The sequence below is a fragment of the Cellulomonas composti genome (genome assembly GCF_007990245.1).
Classification (GTDB): domain Bacteria; phylum Actinomycetota; class Actinomycetes; order Actinomycetales; family Cellulomonadaceae; genus Cellulomonas; species Cellulomonas composti.
This window is the reverse complement of the sequence record NZ_BJWG01000010.1, coordinates 67,535-90,607: the sequence shown is the minus strand read 5'-3', so window position 1 is coordinate 90,607 and position 23,073 is coordinate 67,535. Positions and strand designations below refer to the sequence as shown.

At 72.8% G+C, this 23,073-nt stretch carries 21 protein-coding genes; 7 read left to right on the top strand and 14 right to left on the bottom strand.

The annotated features are described in order from the left end of the window. Position 1 precedes the first annotated feature (1 nt). The 5 genes from efeO to CCO02nite_RS11495 form a co-directional block, all read right to left on the bottom strand. Entirely contained in the window at positions 2–1,189 is a 1,188-nt protein-coding gene (gene efeO / locus CCO02nite_RS11515; protein ID WP_146843290.1) for an iron uptake system protein EfeO, read from the bottom strand. Positions 1,190–1,221: 32 nt separating this feature from the next. Beyond that, positions 1,222–2,079 carry an iron uptake transporter permease EfeU gene (gene efeU, locus CCO02nite_RS11510; protein WP_146843289.1) on the bottom strand — a complete coding sequence of 286 codons (858 nt, stop codon included), beginning with the start codon at positions 2,077–2,079 and terminating at the stop codon, positions 1,222–1,224. A 134-nt stretch (positions 2,080–2,213) separates the two neighbouring features. Then, complete coding sequence (locus CCO02nite_RS11505; protein WP_146843288.1) at positions 2,214–2,699, bottom strand: NUDIX hydrolase; 486 nt, start codon at positions 2,697–2,699, stop codon at positions 2,214–2,216. A 23-nt stretch (positions 2,700–2,722) separates the two neighbouring features. After that, positions 2,723–4,546, bottom strand: coding sequence for an acetyl/propionyl/methylcrotonyl-CoA carboxylase subunit alpha (locus CCO02nite_RS11500; protein WP_246117510.1), 1,824 nt, complete (start codon positions 4,544–4,546; stop codon positions 2,723–2,725). Between the two features lie 133 nt (positions 4,547–4,679). Next, positions 4,680–5,372, bottom strand: a complete 693-nt coding sequence (locus tag CCO02nite_RS11495; RefSeq protein WP_146843287.1) for a Maf family protein — start codon at positions 5,370–5,372, stop codon at positions 4,680–4,682. Positions 5,373–5,474: 102 nt separating this feature from the next. Here CCO02nite_RS11495 and CCO02nite_RS11490 point away from each other — a divergent pair, with 102 nt between their 5' ends. After that, positions 5,475–6,179 carry a vitamin K epoxide reductase family protein gene (locus tag CCO02nite_RS11490; protein WP_246117509.1) on the top strand — a complete coding sequence of 235 codons (705 nt, stop codon included), beginning with the start codon at positions 5,475–5,477 and terminating at the stop codon, positions 6,177–6,179. A gap of 204 nt (positions 6,180–6,383) precedes the next feature. After that, a complete protein-coding gene (locus CCO02nite_RS11485) occupies positions 6,384–7,571 on the top strand; it encodes an ATP-binding protein (protein ID WP_246117508.1) in 1,188 nt (395 codons plus the stop codon). Between the two features lie 48 nt (positions 7,572–7,619). Here CCO02nite_RS11485 and CCO02nite_RS11480 read toward each other — a convergent pair whose 3' ends face one another. Continuing rightward, positions 7,620–9,299 (bottom strand): DUF885 domain-containing protein, encoded by a 1,680-nt coding sequence (locus CCO02nite_RS11480; protein WP_146843284.1) that lies wholly within the window; start codon positions 9,297–9,299, stop codon positions 7,620–7,622. Positions 9,300–9,431: 132 nt separating this feature from the next. Between CCO02nite_RS11480 and CCO02nite_RS11475 the strand changes: the two genes are divergently transcribed. Both CCO02nite_RS11475 and CCO02nite_RS11470 read left to right on the top strand, forming a co-directional pair. Further along, the gene (locus CCO02nite_RS11475; protein ID WP_146843283.1) at positions 9,432–9,974 is read left to right on the top strand and encodes a SigE family RNA polymerase sigma factor; all 543 of its coding nucleotides are present in this window, start codon (positions 9,432–9,434) and stop codon (positions 9,972–9,974) included. Further along, positions 9,971–11,131, top strand: a complete 1,161-nt coding sequence (locus CCO02nite_RS11470; RefSeq protein WP_146843282.1) for a hypothetical protein — start codon at positions 9,971–9,973, stop codon at positions 11,129–11,131. Before CCO02nite_RS11475 ends, CCO02nite_RS11470 begins: the two co-directional genes overlap by 4 nt. 9 nt (positions 11,132–11,140) lie before the next feature. On the opposite strand, the gene CCO02nite_RS11465 is transcribed toward CCO02nite_RS11470, so the two are convergent. From CCO02nite_RS11465 to CCO02nite_RS11455, 3 genes are read right to left on the bottom strand one after another with little or no spacing between them, the layout of a single operon-like run. Further along, complete coding sequence (locus CCO02nite_RS11465; RefSeq protein ID WP_146843281.1) at positions 11,141–11,347, bottom strand: acyl-CoA carboxylase subunit epsilon; 207 nt, start codon at positions 11,345–11,347, stop codon at positions 11,141–11,143. Next, complete coding sequence (locus tag CCO02nite_RS11460) at positions 11,344–11,916, bottom strand: hypothetical protein (RefSeq protein ID WP_146843280.1); 573 nt, start codon at positions 11,914–11,916, stop codon at positions 11,344–11,346. Before CCO02nite_RS11460 ends, CCO02nite_RS11465 begins: the two co-directional genes overlap by 4 nt. Positions 11,917–11,923: 7 nt before the next feature. Then, positions 11,924–13,561, bottom strand: a complete 1,638-nt coding sequence (locus CCO02nite_RS11455; protein ID WP_371862506.1) for an acyl-CoA carboxylase subunit beta — start codon at positions 13,559–13,561, stop codon at positions 11,924–11,926. Positions 13,562–13,728: 167 nt separating this feature from the next. Here CCO02nite_RS11455 and CCO02nite_RS11450 point away from each other — a divergent pair, with 167 nt between their 5' ends. Both CCO02nite_RS11450 and CCO02nite_RS11445 read left to right on the top strand, forming a co-directional pair. Then, entirely contained in the window at positions 13,729–14,631 is a 903-nt protein-coding gene (locus CCO02nite_RS11450) for a biotin--[acetyl-CoA-carboxylase] ligase (RefSeq protein WP_146843279.1), read from the top strand. Positions 14,632–14,645: 14 nt separating this feature from the next. Then, positions 14,646–15,698 carry an adenylate/guanylate cyclase domain-containing protein gene (locus CCO02nite_RS11445; RefSeq protein WP_246117507.1) on the top strand — a complete coding sequence of 351 codons (1,053 nt, stop codon included), beginning with the start codon at positions 14,646–14,648 and terminating at the stop codon, positions 15,696–15,698. Positions 15,699–15,718: 20 nt separating this feature from the next. Here CCO02nite_RS11445 and CCO02nite_RS11440 read toward each other — a convergent pair whose 3' ends face one another. After that, entirely contained in the window at positions 15,719–16,444 is a 726-nt protein-coding gene (locus CCO02nite_RS11440) for an SOS response-associated peptidase (protein WP_146843277.1), read from the bottom strand. A 155-nt stretch (positions 16,445–16,599) separates the two neighbouring features. Between CCO02nite_RS11440 and CCO02nite_RS11435 the strand changes: the two genes are divergently transcribed. After that, complete coding sequence (locus CCO02nite_RS11435; protein ID WP_281284597.1) at positions 16,600–17,853, top strand: multidrug effflux MFS transporter; 1,254 nt, start codon at positions 16,600–16,602, stop codon at positions 17,851–17,853. A gap of 6 nt (positions 17,854–17,859) precedes the next feature. Here CCO02nite_RS11435 and CCO02nite_RS11430 read toward each other — a convergent pair whose 3' ends face one another. The 4 genes from CCO02nite_RS11430 to adhE form a co-directional block, all read right to left on the bottom strand. Then, positions 17,860–19,086, bottom strand: a complete 1,227-nt coding sequence (locus CCO02nite_RS11430; protein ID WP_186812683.1) for a pyridoxal phosphate-dependent aminotransferase — start codon at positions 19,084–19,086, stop codon at positions 17,860–17,862. Positions 19,087–19,156: 70 nt separating this feature from the next. Beyond that, the gene (locus CCO02nite_RS11425) at positions 19,157–19,273 is read right to left on the bottom strand and encodes a molybdopterin oxidoreductase (protein WP_146843275.1); all 117 of its coding nucleotides are present in this window, start codon (positions 19,271–19,273) and stop codon (positions 19,157–19,159) included. 116 nt (positions 19,274–19,389) lie between these two features. After that, the gene (locus tag CCO02nite_RS11420) at positions 19,390–19,896 is read right to left on the bottom strand and encodes a hypothetical protein (protein WP_146843274.1); all 507 of its coding nucleotides are present in this window, start codon (positions 19,894–19,896) and stop codon (positions 19,390–19,392) included. Between the two features lie 215 nt (positions 19,897–20,111). Next, on the bottom strand, positions 20,112–22,865 hold the full coding sequence (gene adhE / locus CCO02nite_RS11415) for a bifunctional acetaldehyde-CoA/alcohol dehydrogenase (protein WP_186812682.1): 2,754 nt from the start codon (positions 22,863–22,865) through the stop codon (positions 20,112–20,114). Between the last annotated feature and the right edge of the window lie 208 nt (positions 22,866–23,073).

Below are 23,073 nucleotides of genomic sequence, written 5' to 3'. Positions count from 1 at the left end.
CCTAGGAGGCGGTGACGACCGCGGTGAGCTGCGAGAGGGGCTCGGAGAGTGCGTCGACCGCAGCCGCGAGCTCCTTGACCTGCTGGTCGGTCAGGTCGTCGTAGTACGTGAAGCCCTCGTCGATCGAGCCGTACTGCGCAAGCAGCGCGTCGAGCGCCGTGAACTGCTCGTCGAGCTGGGCCGACAGGTCGGGGTCCTCCTGCTGGACGACGTCCTGGAGCACCTCGTAGCCGACGCGGGCACCGTCGACGTTGGCCTGGAAGTCCCACAGGTCGGTGTGCGACCAGATCTCCTCCTCGCCGGTGACCTTTCCGGTCGCGACCTCGTCGAGCAGCTCCTTGGCGCCGTTGGAGATCTGGAAGGCCTCGAACGTGAAGTCGTCCGCGTTGACCTCGTCGACGAGCTGCTGCGTGTACGCGACGAGGTCGTCGGCCGCCTGCTGGCGCTCGGCGTCGGTCAGCGGGACGTACTCCTCGCCGCCGTTGTCGGCGGGGGCCGGCTGCCAGAGGTCCTTCTCGATGTAGTGCCAGCCGCTCCAGGCCTCGCCGTCCTCGAGGTCGGCCTCGCGCGCGTCGGTCAGCGGGTCGAGGTCGCCGAAGGACTCGGCGACGGGCTCGATGCGCTCCCAGTGGGCGCGCGTGGTCGCGTACAGCTCGCGAGCGGTGTCGTCGTCGCCCGCCTTGTACGCGTCCGCGAACTCCTGCGTGCCCGCGATGAGCGCGCCGACCTGGTCCTTGGTGTACGCGACGTACTGCTTCTCGGCGGCGGCGAGCTGCTCGGCCTTGTCGCCCGTCGGGCCGACCTCCTCGCCCGAGTCGGTCACGGTGAACTGCGCCTGGATGCCGTCGCCCACCATGCCGGGCTTGCACGCGGTGTAGTACGTGCCGGGACGGGCCTGCACGACGAGGTCGCGCGTGATGCCGGGGCCGATGTTCTCCACCTCGGAGACCACGCGCAGCTTGTCGTCGCCGAGCAGGTAGAACTCGGTCACGTCGTCGCCGTCGTTGGTCACGGAGAACGTGATCGTGCCGCTCGGCGCGGTCGCGGCGGACACCGTGCACGCGTCGGCCGTCGAGCTGACCGTGAGCGCCTCGGCGTCGTCGGACGAGGCGTTGTCGACGCAGCCGGCGGCCAGCGGCAGCACGAGCGCGGCGAGCGTGAGCGCGCCCAGGGTGGTGGAGCGGGACATGGGTCTCCTCGGGACGTAGCGTGCCGCGCGGGTCAGGAACCAGCGGCGACGGGGACGGCCGGTGTGGCCGGCTTCGGGGCGGCCGTCCGGCCGCCCCAGGTGGTGACGATGTAGATCGTGAGCACGGGCACGACGTAGGCCACCCACGCGACGAGCTGGAGCCACGTCGTCGCGGGCGTGAAGTTGAAGATCCCCTTGAGCAGCGTGCCGTACCAGCTGCTCGGCGGGACCGTGGCGGAGACGTCGAACGCGAGGCGCTCGAGGCCGGGCAGGATGCCCGCCTCCTGCAGGTCGTGCACGCCGTAGGACAGCACGCCCGCGGCGACGAAGATGAGGAACAGCCCGGTCCACGCGAAGAAGACGCGCAGGTTCAGGCGCACCGCGCCGCGGTACATCAACCACGCGATCAGGACCGCGGTGAGGATGCCGAGCAGCGCGCCGACCAGCGGCGCCCAGCCCTGCCCGGTGCTCTGGGCGCCCGCCCACAGGAACAGGGCGGTCTCGAGACCCTCGCGCCCCACGGCGAGCAGCGCCATGACGATCACGGCGCCGCGACCGGCGGCCACCGCGTCGTCGAGCTTGTGCTGCAGGTCGGACTTGAGGTGCCGGGCCGTCTTGGCCATCCAGAAGATCATCCACGTGATCAGGCCCACCGCGACGATCGACAGCGTGCCGCCGATCGCCTCCTGGGCCTCGAAGGACAGCCCCTTCGGCCCGAACGTCAGCAGCGCCCCGAACGCGAGCGAGATCCCGATCGCGATCACGACCCCGGACCACAGGGCGGGCAGCAGGTCGCGCCGACCCGTCTTGACGAGGTACGCGACGAGGATGCTCACGACGAGCGCGGCCTCGAGGCCCTCACGCAGGCCGATGAGGTAGTTCGCGATCATGGCGGTCCCTCAGCCGGGGGTCGCCCTCGCCGCGGCCCGTCCGTGAGGCAAGCCTTGCCTCATCCGGTGCGCGACGATACTCCCCGTCGACCCGATGCGGCAGTCCCCGTCCGCGCCCGCGCGTGTGATGCCGCTCACGAGCCGAACGCGGCGCGCAGCACGGGCCACGCGTCCGCGAACGCCGGCAGGAGCGGGTAGGCGGCGACCTCGTCGACCGGGACCCAGGCCAGCGCGATCGACTCGGGGTCGGTCACATGCGGGGCCACGGGGGCGACCTCGTCGGCCAGCACGGTCGTGTAGGACCAGTCCGGGTGCGTCAGGACGTGCTCGCCGCGCACGCGCACGGCCGCCGCGTCGACGCCCGCCTCCTCGCCGGCCTCGCGCAGCGCGGCGGTGAAGGCGTCCTCGTCCGGATGGCGAGCGCCGCCCGGGATGCCCCAGGTGCCGCCATGATGGCTCCACGTCGCGCGGTGCTGCAGCAGGACGGCCACTGGGACGCCGGTACGGTCCCGACGAACGAGCAGCAGGCCGGCCGCGCCGCACAGCCCCCAGTGCCGGTCGCCGCACCCGCAGTCGACCCAGCCGTCCCCGGGAGCGGATGCGCGGCGTGGAAACCCCATGTCAGCGGGCCCTCCGCCGGCGATCAGTCGACGATCTCGCAGATCGCGGTGCCCGAGCTCACGCTCGAGCCGACCGCCGCGGTCAACGCCGTCACGGTTCCCGCGCGGTGCGCGACGAGCGGCTGCTCCATCTTCATCGCCTCGAGCACGACGACGAGGTCACCCTCGGCCACCTGCGCACCGTCCTCGACCGCGACCTTGACGATCGTGCCCTGCATCGGGGAGGCAAGCGTGGTCCCGTTGCTCGCGGCGCGGGCGGGACCGGCGCGACGTACCGGTCGACGCGGTCCGGAACCGGGGCGCGCGCCGGCCGCGCGGCCGAGCGCGAGCGCCGCCGGAAGCACGACCTCGAGCCGCTTGCCGCCGACCTCGACGACGACGCGCTCGAGGACCGGCGCCTCCTCCTGCTCGGGCGCGGGTGCGGATGGGGCCGCCGCGAGGCCCGCGAGCCGCTCGGCGAACTCGGTCTCGATCCAGCGGGTGTGCACCCGGAAGGGCGTCTGCGCGTCGGCGGGGGCGAACGCGTCGTCGTCGAGCACGGCGCGGTGGAACGGGACGACGGTCGGGATGCCGACCACCTCGAGCTCGGCGAGCGCGCGCCGGGCGCGCTCGATCGCCTGCGAACGCGTCGCGCCCGTGACGATCAGCTTGGCGATCATCGAGTCGAACGCGCCGGAGACGGTGTCGCCCTCGACGACCCCCGAGTCGACGCGCACGCCGGGACCCGACGGGAACCTCAGCGTGCTGATCCGGCCGGGCGCGGGCAGGAAGCCCGCCGCAGGGTCCTCGCCGTTGATCCGGAACTCGAGCGAGTGCCCGCGCGTGACGACCTCGTCGTAGCCGAGCGGTTCGCCCGCGGCGATCCGCAGCTGCTCGCGCACCAGGTCGATGCCGCTGATCTCCTCGGTGACGGGGTGCTCCACCTGCAGGCGCGTGTTCACTTCGAGGAAGCTGACCGTGCCGTCCGCGCCGACCAGGAACTCGCACGTGCCCGCGCCGACGTAGTGCGCCTCGCGCAGGATCGCCTTGCTGGACTCGACGATCTGCGTGCGCTGCGCGTCCGTGAGGAACGGCGCCGGCGCCTCCTCGACGAGCTTCTGGTGGCGCCGCTGCAGCGAGCAGTCGCGCGTGCTGACGACGACGACCGTGCCCTGCTCGTCGGCGAGGCACTGCGTCTCCACGTGCCGTGGCTTGTCGAGGTAGCGCTCGACGAAGCACTCGCCGCGGCCGAACGCGGCCACGGCCTCGCGCACCGCCGACTCGTACAGCTCGTCGATCTCGTCGGACGTGCGCGCGACCTTCAGGCCGCGGCCACCACCGCCGAACGCGGCCTTGATCGCGACCGGCAGGCCGTGCTCGGCGACGAATGCGTGGACCTCGGCGGCACCGCCGACCGGGTCGGGCGTGCCGGCCACGAGCGGAGCGCCCGCGCGCTGCGCGATGTGCCGCGCGCTGACCTTGTCCCCGAGGGCCTCGATCGCCGCGGGCGGCGGGCCGATCCACGTCAGCCCGGCGGCGGTCACGGCGCGCGCGAACTGCGCGTTCTCGGACAGGAAGCCGTATCCGGGGTGGACCGCGTCGGCGCCGGAGCGGGCCGCGACGTCGAGCAGCTTGGCGACGTCGAGGTAGGTGTCCGCGGCCCGCGCGCCGTCGAGCGCGAACGCCTCGTCGGCGAGCCGCACGTGCAGCGCCTCGCGGTCCTGGTCGGCGTAGACCGCGACGGACGCGACGCCCGCGTCGCGGCACGCACGCGCGATGCGCACGGCGATCTCGCCGCGGTTGGCGATCAGGACCTTGGTCAGCGGCCGCGCGGGGTGCGTCGGGGGCGCGGTCGTAGCGGAGGGCACGGCTCACCGTAACGCCCGCCGCAAGCGCCGTTCGTGCGTCGCGCGCGTCCGTCGGCAAGATTGGGGGAGCGCCCAGGTCGTCCGGTCCGGCTTTGTAGGAACCGCACGACGACGCCGACGGGCCCGGTGGGGCTCACACGCTCCACAGCGAAGGCAGCGGGACGTCGATGTCGGCCAGCAGCGTGCGCAGCAGCGGCAGGCTGAGCCCGACGACCCCGTGGTGGTCGCCCTCGATCCGCTCGACGAACGGGCCGCCGAGCCCGTCGACGGTGAACGCCCCGGCGACCGCGAGCGGCTCGCCGGTCGCGACGTACGCGTCGATCTCGTCGTCGGTGACGTCCGCGAACCACACCGTCGTCGAGCTCGTCGCGCCCAGCACGCCGCCCCGCGCCGCGCCGAGGGTCCCCGGGCGGGCCGCGACGGGTGCGTCGGTCTCGTCGGGCTCGCGCAGGTCCACCAGCCAGTGCCCGGTGTGCAGCACGCCGCTGCGCCCGCGCATCGCGCGCCACCGTTGCACCGCGTCCGCCGCGTCGGCCGGCTTGCCGAGCACCTCGCCGTCGAGCTCGAGCATCGAGTCGCAGCCCAGCACGACGAGGTCCGTCGCATCGGCGAGCTCCTGCGGCAGCCGCGCGGCCACGTCGTGCGCCTTGGCCTGCGCGAGCACGAGCACGGCGTCGGCAGGCTCGAGCGACCCGTAGCGCTCGTGGGCCGCGGCGAGCGCCGCGTCCTCGTCGACCGACGAGGTCACGACGATCGGCTCGATGCCGGCGGCCCGCAGCGTCGCTCGTCGGGCGGGTGAGGCGGAGGCGAGCAGCAGGCGGGTCACGAGCCGTGAGCCTAACCGGGACGAACGATGCCCACCCGCGCGCCGTCGCCGGTGCACAATGGCGGCGGACGCGCCGCCGGGCGCGCGGGGCGAGGAGGGCACGTGCCGCACGACGACCTCGACGAGAGGGACGACCTCGACGACCTCGGCGATGCGCTGGAGGACGACGAGCTCGACGGGTTCGACGGCGTCGAGGACGTCGACCTGCTCGAACCGCCGAGCCCGGCGTGGCGACGGCGCACGTCGATCGAGATGGTGATCTCCGGCCTGATCGGGCTGTACGCGTCGTTCGTGCTCTCGATCGAGGCGCTCACGCTGGCCGGGGACAAGAACGCGGCGCTGAGCTGCAACTGGAACGCGGTCATCAACTGCGGGACGGTCGCCAAGCACTGGGCCGCGACGCTGTTCGGCTTCCCCAACGCCTTCCTGGGCATCGCCGCCGAGTCGGTGGTGCTGACCGTCGCGGTCGCGCTGCTCGGCGGGGTCGTCTTCCCTCGCTGGTACATGCGCGCCGCCCAGGTGGTCTACACGCTCGGTTTCCTGTTCGCGTGGTGGCTGTTCGTCGTCGCGTACTTCTGGATCGGCGCGCTGTGCCCGTGGTGCCTGCTCATCACGATCACGACGACGCTGGTGTGGGCCGGCCTGACGCGCATCAACATCCGTGAACGCAACATCTCGTTGCCGGGCCGTGCGGGTCCCTGGGGCCGACGGTTCGTGCAGGAGGGCAACGACTGGTTCATCACCGCCGCACTGCTGCTCGTGCTGCTCGCCATGGTGATGCTCAAGTACGGCTACACCCTCTTCTGAGGGTCCCTGCCGTCGCCCGACAGCACCCTCGAGATCGCTGACGCAAGAACCTCGAGATCGTTGGTTCAACCTGCTCGAATTCGATGACTCAGACCCCTCGAAATCGCAGGCTCGTGCTAGGGTCGGATGGTGTCGCCACAGGTAGCGAGCCTGCTCACCCGAAGAGTTGAGGCTCTGGTCAGCTCCCGGATCGACGATGAGCAGGTGATCCTCCTGGAGGGACCGCGCGCGGTCGGGAAGTCGACGCTGCTGCGTGAGGTGGCCCGGGTCCATGACGTCGACGTGCTCGATCTGGACGACCTGGCCACCCGTGCCGCCGCGGCGGCGGATCCCGCGCTCTTCGTCTCGGGACGAGCGCCGGTGTGCGTCGACGAGTACCAGCACGCGCCGCTGGTCCTCGACGCCATCAAGGCTGAGCTGAACCGAGACGGAAGCCCCGGGCGCTTCGTCCTCACGGGATCCACCAGGCACTCGGCGCTACCCTCGGTCGCCCAGGCGCTCACAGGTCGGCTTCACCGCATCCCGGTGATGCCCCTTTCCCAGGGGGAGATCGCCGGGGTTCACGAGCACTTCCTGGCCGACGTGCTCGCCGGAGACGTGCCCGTCACGGCGAAGACCTCGCGGACGACGCGCGCGGACTACATCGAGCGGATCGTCGCGGGCGGCTTCCCGACCGCGTTCCGACGAGCGGCCCCGGCGCGCAACCGGTGGTTCGACGACTACGTCCGCCTCACGCTCGAGCGTGATGTCCGCGACCTGAGCCACCTGCGCCAGGGTGCGATGCTGCCGCTGCTGCTCGGCAGGCTCGCAGGACGCACTGCGCAGGTCCTGAACGTCACGAGCGTCGGAGCGGCGGTCGGCCTGGACCGGGTGACCGCGGAGTCGTACATCAGGCTCATGGAGGCGGTGTTCCTCGTGTACCGGCTGCCGGCCTGGGGCAAGACCTTGACGGCTCGGTCGTCCGCGGCGCCGAAGATCCACGTGCTCGACTCGGGCGTCGCCGCGCGGTTGGCCCGACTGACACCGGCCAAGCTCGCCGAGCGCACACCAGCGGCGCTGACCGAGCTCGGGCACCTGCTCGAGACGTTCGTCGTCGGCGAGCTGCTCAAGCAGGCGTCCTGGCTCGATGACGTCGCGGTGAGCGGTCACTGGAGAACTCACGACGACGACGAGGTCGACCTCGTCATCGAACGCGACGACGGCGCACTGGTCGCCTTCGAGATCAAGGCCGCCTCGCGAGTACCCGGTGACGACTTCCGTGGGCTGCGCAAGCTGCGTGAGGCAACGAAGGACGCCTTCGTGGCCGGCGTCGTCCTCTACCTCGGCGAGCGCAGCTACACCTACGACGACAGGCTGCACGTCGTACCGGTCGATGCGCTGTGGGCACCCTGACGGCACTGCCACCGCCACCGACGGGGTGTTCCGCGCGTCGGGCTGGGGTCAGAAGGCGAGCTTGAGGACGTCCAGGGGGAGCGAACCGAGGTTGAGCGCCTTGGCGTGGAACGCGCGCAGGTCGAAGTCGGCGCCGGCGGCGTCGCGTGCGGCGTCGCGGGTCTGCTCCCACAGGCGCTGACCGACCTTGTAGGACGGTGCCTGCCCGGGCCAGCCCAGGTAGCGCATCCACTCGAACCGCACGAACGACTCGGGCATGTTGACGTTGGCCTTGAGGAACTCGAACGCCTTGTCCGCGTCCCAGGTGCCGCCGCCCCACTGCTCGGGTGCGGGCAGGCCGAGGTGCACGCCGATGTCGAAGACGACGCGGGCAGCGCGCATCCGCTGGCCGTCGAGCATGCCGAGGCGGTCGCCCGGGTCGTCGAGGAAGCCCAGGTCGGCCATGAGGCGCTCGGCGTACAGGGCCCAGCCCTCGCCGTGGCCCGACGTCCAGCAGGCCAGCCGCCGCCAGGAGTTGAGGGTGTCGCGCGCGAACACGGCCTGGCCCACCTGCAGGTGATGGCCGGGGACGCCCTCGTGGTAGACGGTGGTCCGCTCGCGCCACGTGTTGAACGTCGTGACGTCCGGCGGCACGGACCACCACATGCGCCCGGGGCGCGTGAAGTCGTCGGACGGGCCGGTGTAGTAGATGCCGCCGTTCTGGGTGGGGGCGATGCGGCACTCGAGCGTGTGCAGCGGCTCGGGGATGTCGAAGTGGGTGCCGTGCAGCGCGGCGATGGCGGAGTCCGAGGTCTCCTGCATCCAGCGCCGCAGCGCGTCGGTACCGGTGAGCGTGCGTGACGGGTCGGCGTCGAGCGCCGCGACCGCGTCCTCGACGCTCGCGCCCGGGCCGGCGATCTTGGCGGCGACGGACTCCTGCTCCGCGACGACGCGCGCGAGCTCCTCGACGCCCCAGGCGTAGGTCTCCTCGAGGTCGATCGTCGCGCCGAGGAACGCCCGCGAGTACAGCGCGTAGCGGTCGCGGCCCGCGGCGTCCTGCGCGGGGGCCTGCGGCGCGAGCTCGTCGCGCAGGAACTCGGTGAGGCGCCCGTACGCCGCGCGGGCGTCGGCGGCGCCGCGCTCCAGCTCGGCGCGCACGCGCTGGCACGCCGCGGAGTCGTCGAGCGCCGCGGTGGCCTCGCTGTGCACGAAGGCGGTGAAGAACGACTCGTCGCCGGCGAGGTCGGCGGCCTGGTTCGCGCCCTCGACGACCTGCCGGACCGCGGGCACCAGGCCGCGTGCGGCACCCGCGCGCAGCGACTCGATGTACCCCTCGACGGAGTCCGGGAGCGCGACGAGGCGCGCGGCGATGTTCTCCCACGCCTCGACGTCGCCCGTCGCCATGATGTCGAACACGTCGCGCAGGCCCTGCACGGGCGAGGCGATGTTGTTCAGGTCGCGCAGGTGCTCGCCCGCCTCGAACAGCTCGAGCTCGAGCCCGAGGCGCTCGCGCATCGCGGCGGCCGTCAGGGTGTCGACCTCGTCGACGACGGGCACCTCGTCGAGCGCCCGCAGCGTCGCGGCCGACAGGTCCTGGCGCGCCTGGTGGCCTACCGGGGACAGGTCCGTCATGAGGTGGTCGTAGCCCGACAGGCCGATGCTCGTGGCGGTGATCGGGTCGAGGGCGGCGAAGGCCTGCAGGTGCTTCTCGGCGACGGCGTCCAGCGCCGTGGGTTCACGCGTGGTCACCCGATCGACCCTACCCGCGGACGCTACCGAGCAGTAGCCGAGCGACCCACCCCAACCTTTTGGGCGTCCCGTGCGTCTTCATGACAGCGTGGCGCGCAGGGGGCGCCACGCCTGGACCAAGGACGGGGAGTCATGGCCGACTGGGAGCGCACGCTCGACGCTCTCGTGCGCGACCGGGGCCCGGCGCTCGTCCGCCATGCGTACCTGCTCACGGGGGACACGGCCGCAGCCGAGGACCTCGTGCAGGACGCGATCGTCGCGACGTTCGTCCGCCGCGCCCAGGTGCGCGACGAGCGCGCGGCCGAGGCGTACGTGCGCCGCGCGATCCTCACCACGTTCCTCGACGGCCACCGTCGAGCGGTGCGGTTCCGCAGCGTGCGTCACCTGCTGCTTCGCGACGAGCAGCACGACGGACCCGAGTCCGCGGTCTCCGACCGGGACGCGGTGACCGAGGCCCTGCGCACGCTCGCACCGCGGGTGCGCGCATGCGTGGTGCTGCGTTTCTACGACGACCTGCCGATCGCGGACGTCGCCGAGCAGCTGGGCCTGTCGGTCGGCGCGGTGAAGCGGTACCTGAGCGACGGGACGCGTGCGCTCGAGGTGGCCCTCGGGCCGCTGCGGGCACCCGTCGACGACGACCTGCACGACGTCACAGCCACGAGGGGGCAGTCATGAGGGACCTGCGCGATCTGCTCAGCGAGACGGCGCGGCACGCGCCGGTCGACGTCCCGGCCACCGGAGGGCTCGTCGGACGCGTGCGACGGCGGCGCGCCGTGCGCACCGGCGTCCGCTCCGCCGCGGGGGTCGGTGCGGTCGGCGCGATCGCCTTCGCGGCGGTCCACGTGCCGTCGCTGCAGAACCAGGCGGCGGACGAAGCGGGCATCGCGTCCGACCCCGCGGCCGAAGCGGGCTCGTGCGGCGGTCGGCTGGCCGACCTCGACGCCACGGCGAGCACGGTCGACGGCCCGGTGCGCGTCGCCGTGGTCCCGGCCGCCACCAGCACGGTCGGCATCGACTCCTCGACGCTGGACGTGGCCGTCGTCGTCGGCTCGTCCTTCGAGGACCCCGTCGTGATGTCGTTCGGCGGCGCGAGCGTCGTGCTCACCGACGACGACGGCATCGTGGTGGCCACGGCCGAGGTCGACCCGGGCGCGCTCGCGCAGGTCGAGCTCGGCAGCCAGAAGCCGTTGTACCTGTGGTCGGGCATCGGGCTCGAGTCCTGCTCCGACCAGGCTCCGCTGGACGGCGACTACGAGGTGTGGGCGGTGCTGCAGGACGGCGCCGGTCAGATCGTCGGCGGTGGCACCCCGGTGCGCGTGGCCGACGGCCAGGTCCCGACGGTGTGCGGGCGCGACATCGACGACGTCGTGACCGGCGTGGACCACGAGCTCGCGATCGAGGGCGAGATCCAGCTCGGGACGGTCGGCGAGGACACGGAGTTCGAGTCGGGCGCCGGCACCGACACGCTCTGGCTGCGCACCGAGGTCACGGCGCGCGGCGACGAGTCCGACGCCGGGGCGATGGACGGTGTGCGCCTCCTGCTGACCGACGAGTCCGGGACGGTCGTGATGGACTCCGCGACGTCGCCCAACGCCGGCCGCTCGGCCGAGTGGTACGACCTGCCCGCCGTCGGACTCGGCGGCCAGCTCTTCGCCGACGCGGTCGGCTGCGACGGCCAACCCCTGCCCGAGGGCGACTACGAGGCCTGGGCGCTGCGGATGACGTCGTCGTGGGACGCCGAGGAGCCGGGGGGTCGCCTCGTCGGCGCGAACGTCGGCGGGTTCTCGTTCGGGTCGGGCAGCAGCGACGGGTCGGGCAGCGGCGAGGGCTGAGCCCGCGGCTCAGGGGTGCAGGCTCCAGCGCCACGTCGTCGGCGCGGGCAGGTGCGTCGCTCCGAGGCGTCGCGGGCGGTCCGTCCATGCCGCGGGTACGGGCGCGTCCTCGTCGGACGGGGCACCGGCCGTGGCGATCAGGCCTGCGACGAGCGCGGCGAGCTCGACGTCGTCGGGCGCACCGCGCACCACCTGGACGTGCGCGTCGTCGCTCACGACTCGTCCTCCTCGTGGCCGTCCCAGTCGAACTCGACCGCGGAGCCGCGTGCGACACCCCACTCGGTCACGACGAAACCCGCCTCGACGAGCGACTGCGCGACGTCGGCGCCGGCGGCCTCGAGCACGTCCAGTGCGGAGTCGAGCGTGCGGTCCGCGGCGGCCGGGGTCAGCCCCACGACGACGCCGAGGTGGAAGCTGTCGACCTGCGACGGCTCGTCCGCGCCGTCGTCGTCGTGCTCCTCGCCGCCCCACGTCATGCCCGTGAGGTCCGCGTGCATGCCCAGATGGGTGTGCAGCGCGTCGTAGAGCGCGGCGTTGAGCGTGCCGACGTGCGCCTCGAGCGACAGGATGCGTGGGTCCTCGTCGGACTCGTGCGCGCCGAACTCCGCACGCACGCCGACGGCGGTCTCGACGTAGGTGCGCAGCGTCGCCGCGAGCTCGTCGACCGCGGCGTGCAGCGGGGTGAGGTCGACGCCGGTCAGCGGCCGGTCGGAGTGCGTCGCCGCGTCGTGCGCGTCCTCGCCGTGCTCGCCGTGCTCGTCGTCGTGGGTGTGGTCGTGGGTCATCGGGTCCTCACAGCGGGATGTTGCCGTGCTTCTTGGGCGGCAGGGTGGCGCGCTTGGTGCGCAGCAGACGCAGCGCCTTGGTGATCTCCGCGCGGGTGGCGGACGGCTGGATGACGGCGTCGACGTAGCCGCGGTCGGCCGCGTCCCACGGGTTGACGATGGCCTCCTCGTACTCGGCGGTGAGCCGACGGCGCTCGGCCTCGACGTCCCCGCCCGCGTCGGCGACCTTCTTGAGCGCGCCGCGCTGCAGGATGTTGACCGCGCCGCCTGCGCCCATGACGGCGATCTGCGCGGTGGGCCACGCGAGGTTGACGTCGGCGCCGAGCTGCTTGGAGCCCATGACGATGTAGGCGCCGCCGTACGCCTTGCGCGTGATGACGGTGACCAGAGGGACGGTTGCCTCGGCGTACGCGTAGATGAGCTTGGCGCCGCGCCGGATGATGCCGTTCCACTCCTGGTCGGTGCCCGGCAGGAAGCCCGGCACGTCGACGAACGTCAGCACCGGGAGGTTGAACGCGTCGCACGTGCGGACGAACCGCGCGGCCTTCTCGGCGGCGTTGATGTCGAGCGTGCCCGCCATCTGCTGCGGCTGGTTGGCGATCACGCCGACCGGGTGGCCCTCGACGTGCCCGAAGCCGACCACGACGTTGCCCGCGTACAGCGGCTGCACCTCGAGCAGCACGCCGTCGTCGAGCACGGCCTCGACGACCGTGCGCATGTCGTAGGGCTGCGAGTCCGAGTCGGGTACGAGCGTGTCGAGCGCGAGGTCGTCGTCGGTCGGCTCGAGGTCGCTCTCGTGCCCGAACGTCGGCGGGTCCGTGAGGTTGTTCTGCGGCAGGTAGGACAGCAGCGAGCGCACGTAGTCGAGCGCGTCGTCCTCGTCGGACGCCATGTAGTGCGCGACGCCGGAGCGCGTGTTGTGCGTGTGCGCGCCGCCGAGCTCCTCGAAGCCGACATCCTCGCCGGTCACGGCCCGGATGACGTCCGGTCCGGTGATGAACATGTTCGACGTGCCGTCGGCCATGACGATGAAGTCCGTCAGCGCGGGGGAGTACACCGCGCCGCCCGCGCTCGGGCCCAGGATGAGGCTGATCTGCGGGATGACGCCCGACGCGGCGACGTTGCGACGGAAGATCTCCGCGAACTGCGTCAGGCCCGCGACCCCCTCCTGGATGCGGGCGCCGCCGCCGTCGCTGATGCCGATCAGCGGCACGCCCGTGCGCAGCGCGAGGTCCATCACCTTGGTGATCTTCTGGCCGTGCACCTCGCCCAGGCTGCCGCCGAACACGGTGAAGTCCTGCGCGTAGATCGCGACCGGCCGGCCGTCGAGCGTGCCGTGCCCCGTCACGACGCCGTCACCGGGGATGCGCTTGGCGTCGAGCCCGAAGTTCGTGGAGCGGTGCCGCACGAGCGCGTCGAGCTCGGTGAACGAGCCCGGGTCGAGCAGCGACTCGATGCGCTCGCGGGCGGTCTTCTTGCCGCGCGCGTGCTGCTTGTCCGTCGCCACGGCCTCGGCGTCCGCCGCGGCCTGCGTGCGGGCGGCGAGGTCCGCGAGGCGGCCCGTGGTGGTCCGCACGGTGGGCGTGGCGCCGGCTGCGGGGTCGGCGCCGGCGTCGGGGGTGGCGGGCACGTCGGTCTGGGTCACCCGACCGAGGCTAGTTGTCGTCGACCTCCGCAGGCGTGCAGGCGGCGGACGGGTTTGCGCGCGCCTCCTCGTCGAAACCCCACAACCCCACCCGTGCAGGGCGAGGGGTTCCGACGAACGAGGCGTCCCGGTCGTCGCGCGGGGTCGTCCTCCGTCAGGATGGGGCCATGGCGGGACAGCCGGCGGGACACGCCCTGCACGACCCACGCGAGCCGCTCGACCCCGCGCAGGTGCGCGCGCTGCTGCAGCAGCCGGACGGGCCGCTGCCGCGCGTCGAGGTCGTCGCCCGGACCGGGTCGACGAACCGCGACCTGGTCGACGCGCTGCGGGCGGAACCGGATGCGTGGCCCAGTGGCAGCCTGCTCGTCGCCGACCACCAGGACGCCGGGCTCGGCCGGTCGGGACGGAGCTGGGAGAGTCCGCCCGGAACGTCGCTGACCTGCTCGTTCGTGGTCCGCCCACAGGTCGGGGGTGATCTGCTCGGCTGGTTGCCGCTGCTCGCCGGGCTCGGTGCGGTGACAGCGGTACGCGCGACCGCGGGGGTCGCGGCCGTGCTCAAGTGGCCGAACGACGTGCTCGCCCCGGCGGACACGCCCGTGGACGGCTGGACCGTGCCGGGCTGGGACGGCGCGCGCAAGGTGGCCGGCGTCCTCGCCGAGTTGGTGCCGCTGCCGGCCGGGCCACCCGCGGTCGTCGTCGGGATCGGGCTCAACGTGCTGCAGCAGCCCGCGGAGCTGCCCGTGCCGAGCGCCGGCTCGCTCGTGCTGGCCGGGGGTCGCCACCTCGAGCGCGTGACGGTGCTGGTCGCGCTCGTCTCCGCCCTCGACGACCTCACGCGGCGCTGGCGCGAGTCCGGGGGCGACGTCGTCGGTTCGGGGCTGGCCGACGAGGTGGCGGCGGTCGTCGCGACCCTCGGGACGCGGGTGCGGGTCGACCTGCCCGACGGGCGCGCGCTCGAGGGACGCGCCGAGCGGCTCGACGAGCACGGCGCACTGGTCGTGGTCGACGACGACGAGCGCGCGCACACCGTGCTCGCGGGTGACGTGCATCACCTCCGCGTGCTGCGGTGAACTACCCTCGGGGGGTGCCCGAGGACCCCGCGTCGACCGTGGCGGAGATCGATGCCGTGCTGCTCGGCGGCGAGCGGACCTACAGCGCGCACGACCTGGCGTCGCGCGCCGGGATCGGGGTCGAGCTGGTGCTCGGCTTCTGGTCCACGCTCGGCCTGCCGCACCCCGACCCCGACGACGCCTTCTACACCGAGGCGGATGCGGAGGCCGTCGACCGGGCCGCCTCCCTCACCCGCGCGCACGGGCTCGACCTGCGGACCGTCCTGACCGTGACGCGCGCGCTGGGCCACACCTCCGACCGGCTCGCGCTGTGGCAGGTCGAGGCGCTCGTCGAGGACATGTCCTCCCGGTACGAGCTCGACGACACGACGGCGCGACTGCTCGTGCTCGACCGGCTCGCCGACCTCGCGCCGGTCCTCGAGGCGCAGCTCGTGCACTCCTACCGGCGCCAGCTCGCCGCGATCGCCGGCCGGTACGCGGCCGAGTTCGCCGAGATGGGCGACCCCGGCCCGGACCGCACGATGCTCCCGCTGGCACGGGCCGTCGGGTTCGCGGACATGGTCTCGTTCACGCGGCGGACCGCCGGTCTCGGCTCGACCGACCTGTCGCAGTTCGTGCAGCGGTTCGAGGCGGCCGCGCGCGACGTGGTCACGGCCGTGGGAGGCCGTGTCGTCAAGACGATCGGTGACGCGGTCCTGTTCGTCGCCGACGACCCGGCGACCGGGGCTGCCGTCGCGCTCGGGCTCGCCGACGCGCTCGGCCGCGAGCTCGACGTCGACTCCGCCCGCGCGTCCGGCGGGCTGGCCGAGGGTGCGCGCGGGGTCACGCCCGTGCGCGTCGGCATGGTCTGGGGGCGGGTGCTGTCGCGGTTCGGTGACGTGTTCGGGCCGACCGTGAACCTCGCCGCGCGGCTCACCGACATCGCCGAACCGTCGTCCGTGCTCACGGACACCGTCACCGCGCGGGCGCTGGCCGACGACCCGCGTTTCGTCCTGACCCCCGGCACGCCCCACGAGCTGCAGGGCCTCGGCCTGGTCACTCCCGTCGAGCTCCGCGCGGCGGAGTAGCTCGACGCCGCGTCGGCGGCCTACGGTGCGGCGGGGTCCAGGAGGTGGGGGCCGTTGTTGCGGACGGCGTTCACCAGGGTCGAGACCGGGGTCGGCGTGAGCAGCGGACCCGTGGCGTCCAGGAGCTCGCGCGCGCCGGCGGCGTCGACGGCCGGGTCGAGCCAGGCGTCCCACAGCTCGCGGGGCAGCATGAGGGGCTGCCGGTCGTGGATGAACGCGAGCTCGGGTGCGGCGGGTCGGGTGACGATCGTCGTGCTCACGAGCCAGCGGTCGGGGTCGTCGTCCGCCTTGGTCGGGTCCCGCCAGAACTCGTAGAGGCCGGCGAACGCGACGAGCGCGCCGTCGTCCGGGTGCAGGTAGTAGGGCTGCTTGCGCTGCACCTCGTCGTCCGGCGTCGGCTTGCGCCACTCGTAGTAGCCGTCCGCGGGGACCAGTGCCCGACGTTGGGCGAACGGGCGGGAGAACGCGGGCTTGTCCGCGAGCGACTCGACGCGCGCGTTGATCATGCGGCTCCCGATCGACGGGTCCTTCGCCCACGACGGCACCAGTCCCCAGCGGGCGACCCGGAGCTGTCGTGTGATCTCGCCCGTCTCGCGGTCCGCGCGCTCGACGACCATCCGGACACCGTCCGTGGGGGCCACGTTCCACGACGGCGGCAGGAGTCGAACGTCGTCGGCGACGGTCGCGATCGCGAACTCGTCGGCCAGCGCCTGGTCCTCCCGGAAGGAGGCGTACCGACCGCACATGCGCCCAGCCTGCCAGCGCCGACCCACACGGTCGCCCCTCCTGCCGATCCACCGGCCGGCCGAGCGCGGGTCGAATCGATTCGCGCGGGCGCCCGACCCGGTGCGACCATGGACGCACCGAGCCCCCGGGCGAGCCACCCTCGAGCAGGAGACCCGTGCGAGAGACCCCCACCCCGACCACCGCCGAAGCGGCGTTCGAGCCGACCCCGACGTTCCGCCCGAACGCGAAGTACGTCCTGCTGCTCGGCCTGATGTGCGCGCTGCCGGCGATCTCCACCGACATCTACCTGCCCTCGCTGCCCGACGTCGCGCGCGACCTGGACACCTCGGCGACGGCGGCGCAGCTCACGATGAGCGCGATGATGCTCGGCGGCGCCGTCGGGCAGCTCGTGATCGGGCCGGTCTCGGACCGGTTCGGCCGCCGCGCGCCCGTGCTCATCGGGGTCGCGCTGCACGTCGTGACGTCGCTGCTGTGCGCGCTCGTCGTGAACATCGAGGCGCTGATCGGCCTGCGGCTCGCGCAGGGGTTCTTCAACGCGGCGGCGACGGTCGTCGCGATGGCGGTCATCCGCGACCGGTTCGTCGGCGCAGACGCCTCCCGGCTGATCTCGCGGCTCATGCTCGTGATCGGCATCGCGCCGCTGTTCGCCCCGTCGGTCGGTGGCCTGATCGCCGGGCAGGCGGGCTGGCGGGCGGTGTTCGTCGCGCTCGCGGTCTTCGGGGCCGCGCTCTGGCTCGTCGTGTGGCGCCGGTTGCCGGAGACGCTGCCTGTCGAACGCCGGCGCGACGGCGGCATCCGCACCGCGCTGCGCGGCTACGCGCGGCTGGTGCGCGACCGGCACTTCCTCGCGCTCGCGGTCATGCCCGGGCTCGGCGTCGGGGTGCTGATGAGCTACGTCGTCGGGTCGCCGTTCGTGCTGCAGGAGGGCTACGGGCTCACGTCGCAGCAGTTCGCGGTGCTGTTCGCGATCAACGGCCTCGGGCTCGTCGCCGGCGCGCAGGTGAACGCGTCGATCGTGCGCCGGATCGCGCCGATCCGCATCATCCGCGTCGCGCTGCCGGTCTCGCTGGCGCTCACGCTCGTGCTGCTCGCGATCGCGGTGACCGGCTTCGGCGGGCTGCCGCTGCTGCTCGTCGTGCTGTGGCTCGTGCTGGCGATGGTCAACCTCGCGCCGCCCAACGCGTCCGCGCTCGCGCTGAGTCGCCACGGCGAGGTCGCGGGGACCGCGGCTGCGTTCATGGGGGCGACGGGCGCGGCGATCTCTGCGGTGGTCAGCCCGCTGTCGAGCGTGCTCGGCGCCGACGCCACCGCGATGGCGCTCGTGATGGTCGGCTCGGCCGCCGCCGCGCTGCTCGTGCTCGCGCTGGCCACCCCGGCCTACCGCCGCGGCGGCGCCTGGAACGGCTGACCACGCTCAGGCAAGCCGGGCGAGGCCGTCGAGCGCGGCCGCGAGCACCTCGTCGCGCTTGACGAACGTGAACCGCAGCCACGAGCGCAGCGCGTCGTCGGCCGACGAGCCCGCGCGCGTGAACGCGGAGACGGGCACCGCGACGACCCCCGCGAGCCGCGGCAGGTCCCGGCACAACGCCGCGCCGTCGTCGTACCCCAGCCCGCGCGCGTCGGCGCACACGAAGTACGTGCCCTGCGGCACGACCACGTCGAACCCCGCCGCCGTCAGGCCCGCGCACAGCAGGTCGCGGCGCCGCGACAACGACGCGGCGAGCTCGTCGACCCACGCCGCGACGCCCTCGTCGGACAGCGCGAACGCGACGGCTGGCTGCAGCGGCGCGCCGTTGACGTACGTGAGGAACTGCTTGACGGTCCGCACGGCGTCGACCAGCGGCGCCGGCCCGCTCACCCAGCCGATCTTCCAGCCCGTGAAGGAGAAGGTCTTGCCGGCCGAGGAGATGGTCAGCGTCCGCTCTGCCATCCCCGGCAGCGTCGCGACGGGCACGTGCGGCGGGCGCGTCCCGTCGGGTCCGACGAGCGTGAGGTGCTCGTACACCTCGTCGGTCACGACGATCGCGTCGTGCTCGGTCGCGAGCCGCGCGACCGCGCCGAGCTCGTCGCGCGTGAGGACCGCACCCGTCGGGTTGTGCGGCGTGTTGACCAGCACGATGCGGGTGCGGTCGGTGAACGCCGCCGCGAGCGCCGCGGTGTCCAGCCGGAAGCCGTGCGGCGTCGCACGGAGCGGCACGGTCGTGTGCGTCGCGCCGGCGAGCGCGATCACCGCCGCGTACGCGTCGTAGTACGGCTCGATCGTCAGCACCTCGTCCCCGGGTCCGACGAGCGCGAGGACCGTGGCCGCGAGGGCCTCGGTCGCCCCCGCGGTGACCAGCACCTCGGTGTCGGGGTCCGGCGTCAGGCCGTAGTGGCGCTCCTGGTGCGCGGCGATCGCGGCCCGCAGCGCCGGGATGCCCGGACCGGGCGGGTACTGGTTGGCGCCCGCGGCGATCGCGTCCGCGGCGACGCGCGCGACCGAGGCGGGGCCGTCCACGTCGGGGAAGCCCTGGCCGAGGTTGACGGCGCCGGTGCGCGCCGCGAGCGCGGACATCTCGGCGAAGATCGTCGGGCGCGGCGTGCCGTCTTCGGCGAGCAGCCCGGTCGCACGAGCGACCGCGGCCCAGCGTGGGGGAGTCACGACGCCGAGGGTACGGCCCGGGCGGGTCCAGCGTCGGACCCGCGGACGTCGGACCTGCGGACGTCGGACCTCAGAAGGTCCCGCCGGCCGCGGCGAGCCCCGCGAGCACGACGAGGGCGATCGACATCCACGCAGCCACGACCCACCACTCCACGTGGTGGCGACGGATCTCGCGGCGGACGGCCATGCCCTCACCATCGGCAGAACACCCGTCCGCAACAACATCCCGCGCCGAGCAGGGACAGATTCACCCGGACGGACGCGTCCGCTCCGGGGCGTCCGCGGGCGGGCCGTGGTCCGGCGTCAGGAGTCGGCGGCGGCCAGGTCGTCCGCGAGGCCGTCGAGCGCGTCGGCGAGCGTGCCCAGGCCGTCGGCCGCCTCGCCGCCCGCCTGCTCGCGCGCCTCGGTGAGGGCGTCCTTGGCCGTCTGCACCTTCAGCCGCGCCTCGGCGAGCGCATCGTTCGCGTCGGCGGCGCCGGTCTTGGCGTCCTTCAGCGCCGCCGCCGCGTCGGTGGCGGCCTGCTGCGCCTGCGCGACGGCGTCCGTCGCCTGCCGGCGCACGTCCGGGTCGAGCGCGTCGAGCTGGGCCTTGGCGTCCTTCGCCTTCGCCTTGACCTCGTCGACCCTGGCGCCGGCCTGCTCGACCGCCTCCCGCGCGCGGTCGACCGCGGCCTGCGCGCTCGACGCGGCGGATGCCACCCGGTCCTTCGCCTCCTGCGAGCAACCGCCCACGACGAGCACGCCGGCGAGCGCGAGGAGGGCGGCGCCGAGGCGCAGCGTGCGGGCGGGCCGGTTCGTCGAGAGGCTCATGGCGCCCACGGTGACCCACGCCGCTCGTCGGACGCAAGCCGACGCACGTGCACGGCCGGGTGGAACGGCAGGGTGGAACGGAAGGGCGGAACAGCCGGGTGGAAGGGCGGGCGAAAGGCGACGCCCCGCCCGGCACGAGGCCGGACGGGGCGTCAGGGTGAGCAGGCTCGACCGGGTGTCTTGCGAGGGATGTCCCGGGAGCCCGTCAGAGGCGGTCAGTCCTCCTGCTCACCACGGCGGCCTCGGACGTCCTCCAGCGACGTGCCGTAGTAGGCCGCAGTCATCAGGTCCTTCATGTCGACGATCATCGGCATGCGCGGGTTGGCGGGAGCGCACTGGTCCTCGTAGGCACCCATCGCCACCTCGTCGAGCCGCGAGATGAACTCGTGCTCGTCGACACCCTGCGCCTGGAACGACGAGGGGATCCCGACCTTGGCGCGCAGCGACTCGACGGCCCGCGCGTAGGACTCGACGCCCTCCGCGGGGGTCGCGGCCGGCAGGCCGAGCATCGCCGCGATCTGCTGGAACCGCTCGGGCGCCACGTAGGACTCGTACTTCGGCCAGCTCGTGAGCTTGGTCGGGACGGTGCCGTTGTAGCGGATCACGTGCGGCAGCAGCGTGGCGTTCGTCCGGCCGTGCACCAGGTGGTACGTCGAGCCGACGACGTGCGCCATCGCGTGCACGATGCCGAGGAACGCGTTGCCGAACGCCATGCCGGCGATGGTGCCCGCGTTGTGCATCTTCTCCCGCGCGTCGGTGGTGGCCGGGTCGTTGCGTTCCCCGTTCACCGACATCGCCAGGTTGTCGAAGATGAGGCGGATCGCCTGCAGCGCCATGCCGTCGGTGAAGTCGTTCGCGTAGACCGACACGTACGCCTCGGTGGCGTGCGTCAGGGCGTCGAAGCCCGAGTCGGCGGCCAGCGACGGCGGCATCTTGGACGTCAGGACCGGGTCGATGATCGCGACGGTCGGGGTCAGCGCGTAGTCCGCGAGCGGGTACTTCTTGCCCGCGTCGGGGTCGGAGATGACCGCGAACGGCGTGACCTCGGCGCCGGTGCCCGAGGTGGTCGGGATGCAGACGAGCTTGGCCAGGTCGCCCAGCGTCGGGAACTTGAACGCGCGCTTGCGCACGTCGAAGAACTTCTGCTTGAGGTCGGAGAAGTTGATCTCGGGGTGCTCGTACAGGAGCCACATGACCTTCGCGGCGTCCATCGGCGAACCGCCACCGAGAGCGATGATCGTGTCCGGCTGGAAGTGCCGCATGTTCGCGGCACCCTTCTGGACGGTGCGCACGGACGGCTCGGGCTCGACCTCGTCGATGATCTGCACGGCCACGTTGTTGCCGCGACGGTGCAGGACGTCGAGGACCTTGTCGACGAAACCGAGGGTCGTCATGGTCGAGTCGGTGACGATCGTGACGCGCTCGACGTCCGGCATGTCCGCCAGGTAGCGGATGGCGTTCGGCTCGAAGTACGTCTTGGCCGGGACCTTGAACCACTGCAGGTTGTTGTTGCGACGACCGACGCGCTTGACGTTGATGAGGTTCACCGCCGAGACGTTGTTGGACACCGAGTTGTGGCCGTAGGAGCCGCAGCCCAGCGTGAGCGAGGGGATGAACGCGTTGTAGATGTCACCGATGCCGCCGAGCGACGACGGCGCGTTGCAGATCACGCGGATCGCCTTGACGCGCTTGCCGAACTCGACCGTCAGGGCGTCGTTGCGGGTGTGGATCGCGGCGGAGTGGCCCAGGCCGTCGAACTCGACCATCTGCTCGGCGAGCGAGATGCCCTCCTCGGTGCTGTTCGCGCGCAGCACGGCGAGAACGGGGCACAGCTTCTCGCGCGTGAGCGGCTCGTCCGGGCCGACGCCGGTGACCTCGGCCAGGATGATCGAGGTGTCGGACGGCACGGTGAACCCGGCCTGCTCCGCGATCCACACGGGCGACTTGCCGACGACGGTCGGGTTGAGCTTGGCGCCGGCGCAGTTCTCGCCGCCGGCCTCGACGCCGAAGATGAACCGCTCGAGCGCGGCCTTCTCGGCGGGGTTGGTCCGGTACGCGTGCAGCTTCGCGAACTCGGCCATCGCGGCGTCGTAGATCTCGACGTCGATGATCGCGGCCTGCTCCGACGCGCAGATCACGCCGTTGTCGAAGGCCTTGGAGAGCACGACGTCGTTGACCGCACGGGCCAGCTTGGCCGTCTTCTCGATGTACGCGGGGACATTGCCCGCGCCGACGCCGAGCGCCGGCTTGCCGCACGAGTAGGCGGCCTTCACCATCGCGTTGCCGCCGGTGGCCAGGATCGTCGCGACGCCGGGGTGGTTCATCAGCGCGCTCGTCGCGAGCAGCGACGGGGCCTCGACCCACTGGATGCAGTGCTCGGGCGCGCCGGCGGCCACGGCCGCGTCGCGCACGACCTTCGCCGCGGCGAGCGAGGACTTCTGCGCGTTCGGGTGGAACGCGAAGATGATCGGGTTGCGCGTCTTGAGCGAGATGAGCGACTTGAAGATCGCGGTCGACGTCGGGTTGGTGACCGGCGTGATGCCGGCGATGACCCCGACGGGCTCGGCGATCTCGGTGATGCCGTTGAGCTCGTCGACGTGGATGACGCCGACCGTCTTGAGGTTCGCCATCGAGTTCGTCACGTGCTCGCACGCGAAGATGTTCTTCACGGCCTTGTCCTCGAAGACGCCGCGTCCGGTCTCGTCGACCGCGAGCTTGGCCAGCTGACCGTGCTGGTCGAGCGCCGCGACGGCACCCTTCTTGACGAAGCGGTCGACGTCCTCCTGGGTCATCGACTCGAACTGCGCGAGCGCCTTGGTGGCGTTCGCGACGAGCTCGTCGATCGTGAGCGCGACCTGCTCGTCGGACGGGGCGGCGACGGGTGCCGCGGGTGCGGCCGCAGGGGCCGCGGGTACCTCGCCCTTGCGGGCCTTGGGCGTGCGGGACGTGCTCGAACCGGTGTCGGTCACCGAGGGCTCCTCGTGTCGAGGCTGATGGGTCGAGTCGGAACGGACGCTGGAGATCGTTCGTCGACGACTTCGACGCTACGGACGGGCGTCCGTCGACGGCTGGGACCCAGGTCCCGCGGTGCTCGGGAGGTCGCGTTTTCGGGGTCGCCGAGCATGCTCGTCGGGACCTGGGTCCCAGAGTCGTCCCATGACTCGTGACGCACGTCAC